This window comes from Sphingomonas sp. (genome assembly GCF_035758555.1).
Taxonomy (GTDB): Bacteria; Pseudomonadota; Alphaproteobacteria; order Sphingomonadales; family Sphingomonadaceae; genus Sphingomonas_B.
The window spans coordinates 1-7,498 of record NZ_DASTXI010000079.1; the positions used below are offsets into that span (position 1 = coordinate 1).

A 7,498-nucleotide genomic window follows, 5' to 3' on the forward strand; every position below is an offset into this window, starting at 1 on the left:
CGCACCGCCACAAGGCATGGTATCATCCGTACCGTGGATGAAGATTTCGACGAGCGGCCGATCAGGCAGTCCGACGAGCTGACGCTCAGCCTCGACGGCTGGGAAGGGCCGCTCGACCTGCTGCTGGCGCTCGCCCGCGCGCAGAAGGTCGATTTGCGCGAACTCTCGATTCTGGCGCTGGTCGAGCAGTATCTCGCCTTCATCGCCGACGCGAAGGCGCTGAAGCTGGAGATCGCGGCCGATTATCTCGTGATGGCGGCGTGGCTTGCCTATCTGAAGTCCGCGCTGCTGCTGCCCAAGGATCCGACGATCGATCCGAGCCCGGAGGAATTGGCGCTCCGGCTCCAGATCCGGCTGCAGCGGCTGCAGGCGATGCGCGAGGCCGGCGCCCGGCTGATGGGGCGGGACCGGATCGGGCGCGACGTATTCCTGCGCGGAAGACCCGAGGGGCTGCGCGTGGTCCGCAAGAGCCACTGGGAAGCGGACCTTTACGAGCTGATCGCCGCCTATGGCGCAGTGATGGCGCGGACGCGGCCGGTGGTGCACCAGGTGATGCGCCGTCCGGTCATGTCGCTGGAGGAAGCGCTGCAGCGAGTCGAGGCGATGCTGGGCCAGAAAGTGGACTGGACGCGGATCGAGGCATTCCTGCCCGGCATTTCGGACCCCCAGCTTCGCCGCTCCGCGCTCGCCTCCAGCTTCGTCGCGGCGCTGGAGCTCGCCAAGCAGGGCAAGGCCGAGCTGAAACAGGACGAAGCCTTCGCGCCGCTGTTCGTGAGGGCTGCTTGACCCTTCGACAAGCTCAGGATGAGATCGATCCGGGCGTGCGGGCCGTCGAAGCCGTGCTGTTCGCGGCCGAGGCGCCGCTCTTGCCCGACGAGATTGCCGCCTATGTCGGGCCGGATGTCGACCTGAAACAGGCATTACGGCTGCTTCAGGAGGATTATGCCGGGCGCGGCGTGGAATTGGTCGAGCGGGGCGGGCGCTGGCATTTCCAGACCGCGGCGGACATGGCGCATTTCCTGCGCCGCGAGCGCGAGGAGCCGAAGCGCCTCAGCCGCGCCGCGGTCGAGACGCTGGCGATCATCGCCTATCAGGAGCCGGTCAGCCGCGCCGAGATCGAAGCGATCCGCGGCGTCCAGATCTCGAAAGGCACGCTCGACGTGCTGATGGAAGCGGGCTGGGTGCGCCCGGCCGGCCGGCGCGAAGGGCCGGGACGGCCTTTGCTCTATGCGACCACGGCGGGCTTTCTCACTCATTTCGGGCTGAAGAGCCGGCGCGACCTGCCCGGGATCGACGATCTGAAGGCCGCCGGCTTGCTCGATCCGGTTGAGGCGACATTGGGCGACGTTGAACTGGAAAGCGCGGACGAGAGCGACTAGATAGGTCGGGTATCGGCGTCCGGTTTGGGCGCATGGCGGCGCGGCCGCCCTTAGGAGTTCGATCGATGGGCGGTTTGAGTATTTGGCATTGGCTGATCGTCGGCATCGTCGTGATGCTTCTGTTCGGCAAGGGCCGTTTTTCCGACCTGATGGGCGACGTCGCCAAGGGTATCAAAAGCTTCAAGAAAGGCATGGCCGAAGAGGACGAACCGGTCCGCGAGCGCCGCGTCGAAGCGCTCGACAAGCCGCGCCCAGCGGTGACGGTGGAGAAGGAACCCGTCGAGGATCATCGGCCGCTCTAATTCGTCACCCCGGACTTGATCCGGGGTCCACCTTTTCTGAGGTTAGGCGAAGAAGGTGGACTCCGGATCAAGTCCGGCATGACGGGTCTGTTGCGTATCGCCCTTTCCCCGTGATAGGCGCGCGGCTTTGAAGCCGGCCTTTGTCGGCTCGCCCCCAATTTCAGGCGTCCGACCGCACGATGTTCGAATCTCCCGCTTATGCCCAGGCCGCCGGTCAGACCGGCGCGAGCTCCGGGGCCGCTTTCTTTATCCAGATGATCCCGCTGCTGGCGATCTTCGTGATCTTTTGGTTCCTGCTCATCCGCCCGCAGCAGCGCCGAATGAAGGAGCACCAGGCGCGGATCGGCGCGGTCAAGAAGGGTGACACGGTCGTCACCGGAGGCGGCCTGGTCGGCAAGGTGACCAAGGTCGAGGACCTGCATGTCGAGGTCGAGCTGGCGCCGCAGCTGCGCGTCCGCGCCGTCAAGTCGACGCTGACCGATGTTACGCCGCTCGGCGGCTCCAAACCCGCGAACGACTGATGCTGGATTTTCCCCGCTGGAAAAGGCTCGGCATCGTCGGGCTGCTGCTGATCGGCATCCTGCTGGCGCTGCCGAGCTTCATTCCAAAGCACTATACGCCCGGCCTGAATCTGCCGCGGATCAACCTCGGCCTCGACCTGTCCGGCGGCTCGCACCTGCTGCTGGAGGCGGATGCCACCAGCCTGCTGAAGCAGCGGCTCGAGCAGATGAGCGAGACGATCCGCACCGAGATGCGACGCGGCGATCCCCGGATCGCGATCGGCGACATCTCGATCGCGGGCGGGCGGCTGAGCTTCTTCGTGCGCGACGTGGCGCAGGTGGACCAGGCGGTCGAGCGCGCGCGTGCCCAGACGAACGGGGTCGGCGTCACCGGCCAGCGCGACTGGGACGTGCGGGTGATGGACACCAACCGCATCGTCATGACCCCGACCGAAGCGGGCCAGAAGGACGCGGTCGACAAGGCGATGGAAGTCGCGACCGAAGTCGTGCGCAAGCGCATCGACGAGCTCGGCACGCGCGAACCGACGATCATTCGCCAGGGCTCGACCCGCATCGTCGTCCAGGTGCCGGGCCTGCAGAATCCGGCCGCGCTGAAGGCGCTGCTGGGCAAGACCGCGAAGCTGGAGTTCAAGCTGGTCGACGTCACGGCCTCGCCGGCGGACGTCGCCGCGGGTCGGGCGCCGGTCGGCAGCCAGATTCTTCCCTATCCGGACAATCCGCAAGGCGTGCCACGCATCGCCGTTCATCGCGGCGTGCTGATTTCGGGCGACCAGCTGATCGACGCGCGGCAGGAATTCGACCAGCGCACCAACGCGCCGGTGGTCACGATCCGCTTCAACGGCCAGGGCGGCCGCCGCTTCGCCAAGGTGACGCAGGAGAACGTCAACAAGCCGTTCGCGATCATCCTCGACAACGCGGTGATCTCGGCGCCCAACATCAATGAGCCGATCCTGGGCGGCACCGCGCAGATTTCGGGCAATTTCACGGTCGAAAGCGCCAACGAGCTGGCGATCGCGCTGCGCTCGGGCAAGCTGCCGGTCGACCTGAAGGTGATCGAGGAGCGGACCGTCGGTCCGCAGCTGGGCGCCGATTCGATCCAGGCCGGCGTCACCGCCTCGGTGCTCGCGGTGGCGCTCGTGGTCGCCTTCATGCTGGTGACGTACGGCCGTTTCGGCATCTATGCGAACGCCGCAGTCATCATCAACGTGTTCGTGATCCTGGGCGTGATGTCGCTGCTGAACGCGACGCTGACCTTGCCGGGCATCGCCGGGTTCGTGCTGACGATCGGCACCGCGGTCGACGCCAACGTGCTGATCAACGAACGTATCCGCGAGGAAAAGAGACGCGGGCGCGGCGTCGTCCAGGCGGTCGAGCTCGGCTACAAGGAAGCGAGCCGCACGATCTTCGAGGCGAACACCGTCCATACCATTTCCGGCCTGATCATGCTCGTGCTCGGCTCCGGCCCGGTCAAGGGCTTCGCGGTCGTGCTGCTGATCGGCATCGTCACCTCGGTGTTCACCGCCGTCACCTTCACGCGCATGCTGGTCGCGGGCTGGATCCGCCGCAACCGGCCGACGGAGATCCACATCTGATGCGCCCGTTTTTCGTCATTCCGGCGAAGGCCGGAATCCACCTTCCGTCCTTCTGGACCCCGGCCTGCGCCGGGGTGACGGGAGAGTAGAATGCGCCTGCTGAAACTGGTTCCCGACAACACGAACCTGCCGTTCGTAAGCCTGCGCCATTGGGCGTTCGGCATCACGGCGGTGCTGACGCTCGCCGCGATCGCGCTGGTCGGCATCCGCGGGCTGAACCTGGGGGTCGACTTCGTCGGCGGCCTGATGATCGAGGCCAAATTCGACCGGCCGCCGCCGCTCGACAAAGTGCGCGCGACGATCGACCGGCTGGGCGTCGGCGAGGGATCGCTGCAGACCTTCGGCGATCCGAAGACCGTGTCGATCCGCCTGCCGCTTCCCGAAAGCGCCGACGAAGGCGCCACCAACAAGGTCGTCCAGCGGGTGCAGAACGCGCTGAAGCAGGTCTATCCGACGATCCAGTTCAGCCGCTACGATACCGTGTCCGGCAAGGTTTCGGGCGAGCTGATCCAGAACGGCCTGCTCGCGGTGGTGCTGGCTGTGTTCGGCATCGCGGTCTTTTCATGGCTGCGCTACGAATGGCAGTTCGGCGTCTCGACCTTCGTCGCGATCATGCACGACGTGCTGATGACGATGGGCTTCTTCGCGCTGACGCGGCTGGAGTTCGACCTGAACATCGTCGCGGCGGTGCTGACGATCATCGGCTATTCGATCAACGACAAGATCGTCATCGACGACCGTATCCGCGAGAATATGCGCAAATACCGGCAGATGGACATGCGGTCGCTGATCGACCTTTCCGTCAACGAGACGCTGCCGCGCACGGTGATGACGTCGGTGACGATCCTGCTCGCGCTGGGCGCGCTGCTGATCTTCGGCGGCCATGTGCTGCGCGGCTTCACCGCGGCAATGATCCTCGGCATCGTGATCGGCACCTATTCGTCGATCTATGTCTCGTCCTCGCTGCTGATCACGCTCGGATTGCGCCCCGGGGTGCCATTGGGCGGCCAGAGCGACGAGAAGCCGAGCGGCAACGTCGCCAAGAGGTGAAGATCGACCGGAACCCGCGTGCGGCCGGGCCGGTGGTGACCGGCTTTGCCGGCGTGGGATTCAAGGTGGATGGCGAGCCGACGACCGGCGGCGTGCTGCTGACGCCCGAATGGTGGCGGCCGTGGGACGGTGCGCTGAGCCTCGACGCGCTGGAGCCACTCGCTGCGATCGCGCCCGAGTTCATCGTGATCGGCACCGGGGCGACGCTGGTGCGACCCCCGCGCGAGCTGGTCGCTGCGCTCGACGCCCGCGGCATCGGCGTCGAGCCGATGGACAGCCGCGCGGCCGCACGCGCCTGGGGCATGCTGCGCGGCGAGGACCGCTGGATCGCCGCCGCACTGATGCCGCTGGCTTGAGGCTGTGCAAAACGCCCCTCGACTTCGCTCGGGACGAGCGAAGACTTCGAGGTTTCTAACCCGCTCGTCCCGAGCGCAGTCGGGGGGCGCAGTTGACGCGCTAACTCCGCTTCCCCTCTTTCGTTGCACTCGCTAGAACGCGCGTCCGATGCGTAATTCCGTGCTGAAGCCGTTTGCCGCCCTGATCGGCCTGTCCCTTCTGACGACTGCCTGCGCCACCGGCAGCGGCGGCAAGAAGGAGCTCGCGTACGTCGCGCGCGACGTGAACTCGCTCTACACCGCCGCGAAGACCCGGCTCGACCAGCACCGCTACCGGGAGGCGGCGCTGCTGTTCGACGAGGTGGAGCGGCAGCATCCCTATTCGGTCTGGGCGCGCCGCGCGCAGTTGATGAGCGCGTTCAGCTATTATCTCGCGCGCAACTACATCGAATCGATCGGCTCCGCGCAGCGATTCCTGGCCGTGCATCCAGGCAACAAGGATGCGCCCTATGCCTATTACCTGATCGCGCTCGATTATTACGAGCAGATCAGCGACGTGACGCGCGACCAGAAGATCACGCAGCAGGCGCTGGACGCGCTGGGCGAGCTGATCCGCCGCTATCCGGCCACCGATTATGCCGCCGACGCGCGGCTGAAGGTCGACTTGGTCCGCGACCATCTGGCCGGCAAGGAAATGGAGATCGGCCGCTTCTATCAGCGCCGCGGCCAGTGGCTGGCGGCGACGATCCGCTTCCGCCACGTGATCGACGAATATCAGACGACGACGCACGTGCCCGAGGCGCTGGAGCGGCTGACCGAAAGCTATCTCGCGCTCGGGATTCCCGAGGAAGCGAAGAAGGCGGCGGCCGTGCTGGGCGCGAACTATCCCGGCAGCATCTGGTATCAGCGTGCCTACAAGCTGATGCAGGAACACCCGGCTCCAGGCTCGGCGTCGTAGCCCTATCCACGCCATGCCGGACTTGATCCGGCATTCACCTGCCTTCCGGACGGCATGCAAGAAAAGGTGGACCCCGGATCAAGTCCGGGGTGACGGATGAGAGATTCACGCGCTAATCACGCGTCATGCTGACCGGCCTCTCGATCCGCGACGTGGTGCTTATCGAGGCGCTGGAGCTGAGCTTCGGCCCCGGCCTCGGCGTGCTGACCGGCGAGACCGGGGCGGGCAAGTCGATCCTGCTGGATGCGCTGGGTCTGGCGCTCGGGGCGCGCGCGGACAGCGGGCTGGTTCGGCAGGGCGCTGTGCAGGCGGCGGTCACGGCGACATTCGAGCCGCCGCCCGCGGCCTCCGAAATTCTGTCGGAAAGCGGGATCGACGTCGAGGCGGGCGAGGCGCTGATCGTGCGACGCACCGTGCGCGCCGACGGCGGCAGCCGCGCCTTCGTCAACGACCAGCCGGTCTCCGCCGCGCTGCTTCGCGAGCTCGGTTCGGCGCTCGTCGAGATTCACGGGCAGCATGACGATCGCGGGCTGCTGAACGCGCGCGGGCACCGCGGGCTGCTGGATGCGTTCGGCAGACTCGACACGGCGTCTGTCGGGCAGGCGCATGAAACATGGCGGCAAGCCGAAGCAGCCCTTGCGGCAGCGCGCGACGATCTGGAAACAGCGGCGCGGGACCGCGAATGGCTGGAGCATGCGGTCGCGGAGCTGACCGCCGCCGCGCCGGAACGGGGCGAGGAGGATTCGCTGGCCGAGGCGCGTGCCAATATGCAGCGCGGCGCACGGCTGTCCGACGATCTGGGGGCGCTCGACCAGCATCTGCAGGGGTCGGCGGGCGCGCTGTCGAACCTGCGCCAGGCGGCGCGGCGGCTCGACCGCATGGGATCGGAGCATGTGCTGCTTGCGGAGGCGCTGTCGGCGCTCGACCGCGCGGTGATCGAGGCGTCCGAGGCGGAGGACAGGATCGAGCGCGCGAAGGAAGCGCTGGCGCACGATCCGGCACGGCTGGAGGAAATAGAGGCGCGGCTGTTCGACCTTCGCGCGCTGGCCAGGAAATACCGGGTGACGGTCGACGAGCTGCCGGCGCTGGCGGCGGAGCTTGCCGGGCGGCTGCACACGATCGAAGCGGGCGGCGAGGGGATCGCTGCGCTGGAACGCGCGGCGGCAGATGCGCGCAAGGCCTATGCCGCGGCCGCGGAGACGCTCGGCGCGGCCCGGACACAGGCCGCGACGCGGCTCGACGACGCGGTCGCCGACGAACTCGCGCCGCTGAAGCTCGACTCCGCGCGCTTCCGCACCTCGGTCGAGGTGCTGCCGGAGGAGCAATGGAGCGCCGCCGGCCGCGACCGCGTCGAGTTCCTG

The 7,498-nt window shown here is 67.1% G+C and carries 9 protein-coding genes; all 9 read left to right on the plus strand.

Going from position 1 to position 7,498, the window contains the following annotated elements; translation table 11 throughout:
* The first annotated feature begins 33 nt into the window (after positions 1-33).
* On the plus strand, positions 34-786 hold the full coding sequence (locus VFT73_RS05115) for a ScpA family protein (protein WP_326409094.1): 753 nt from the start codon (positions 34-36) through the stop codon (positions 784-786).
* A gap of 35 nt (positions 787-821) precedes the next feature.
* Positions 822-1,379, plus strand: a complete 558-nt coding sequence (gene scpB / locus VFT73_RS05120; RefSeq protein ID WP_326409087.1) for an SMC-Scp complex subunit ScpB — start codon at positions 822-824, stop codon at positions 1,377-1,379.
* 65 nt (positions 1,380-1,444) lie between these two features.
* On the plus strand, positions 1,445-1,681 hold the full coding sequence (locus VFT73_RS05125) for a twin-arginine translocase TatA/TatE family subunit (protein WP_326409095.1): 237 nt from the start codon (positions 1,445-1,447) through the stop codon (positions 1,679-1,681).
* Between the two features lie 179 nt (positions 1,682-1,860).
* Positions 1,861-2,202: a preprotein translocase subunit YajC gene (gene yajC, locus VFT73_RS05130; RefSeq protein WP_326409088.1), complete on the plus strand. Its 342-nt coding sequence runs from the start codon at positions 1,861-1,863 to the stop codon at positions 2,200-2,202.
* On the plus strand, positions 2,202-3,794 hold the full coding sequence (secD, locus tag VFT73_RS05135) for a protein translocase subunit SecD (protein WP_326409089.1): 1,593 nt from the start codon (positions 2,202-2,204) through the stop codon (positions 3,792-3,794). Before yajC ends, secD begins: the two co-directional genes overlap by 1 nt.
* Positions 3,795-3,884: 90 nt before the next feature.
* A complete protein-coding gene (secF, locus tag VFT73_RS05140) occupies positions 3,885-4,844 on the plus strand; it encodes a protein translocase subunit SecF (RefSeq protein WP_326409090.1) in 960 nt (319 codons plus the stop codon).
* Positions 4,841-5,200 (plus strand): Mth938-like domain-containing protein, encoded by a 360-nt coding sequence (locus VFT73_RS05145; RefSeq protein WP_326409091.1) that lies wholly within the window; start codon positions 4,841-4,843, stop codon positions 5,198-5,200. The genes secF and VFT73_RS05145 overlap by 4 nt, the downstream gene beginning before the upstream one ends.
* Positions 5,201-5,348: 148 nt before the next feature.
* A complete protein-coding gene (locus tag VFT73_RS05150; RefSeq protein WP_326409092.1) occupies positions 5,349-6,137 on the plus strand; it encodes an outer membrane protein assembly factor BamD in 789 nt (262 codons plus the stop codon).
* 125 nt (positions 6,138-6,262) lie between these two features.
* On the plus strand, positions 6,263-7,498 hold a 1,236-nt coding region (locus tag VFT73_RS05155), incomplete at its 3' end, for an AAA family ATPase (protein WP_326409093.1).

Coding starts and splice junctions, on each gene's coding strand:
- secF (WP_326409090.1), top strand. CDS start 3,885: ATGCGCCTGCTGAAACTGGTTCCCGACAACACGAACCTGCCGTTCGTA.
- VFT73_RS05125 (WP_326409095.1), top strand. CDS start 1,445: ATGGGCGGTTTGAGTATTTGGCATTGGCTGATCGTCGGCATCGTCGTG.
- VFT73_RS05150 (WP_326409092.1), top strand. CDS start 5,349: ATGCGTAATTCCGTGCTGAAGCCGTTTGCCGCCCTGATCGGCCTGTCC.
- secD (WP_326409089.1), top strand. CDS start 2,202: ATGCTGGATTTTCCCCGCTGGAAAAGGCTCGGCATCGTCGGGCTGCTG.
- yajC (WP_326409088.1), top strand. CDS start 1,861: ATGTTCGAATCTCCCGCTTATGCCCAGGCCGCCGGTCAGACCGGCGCG.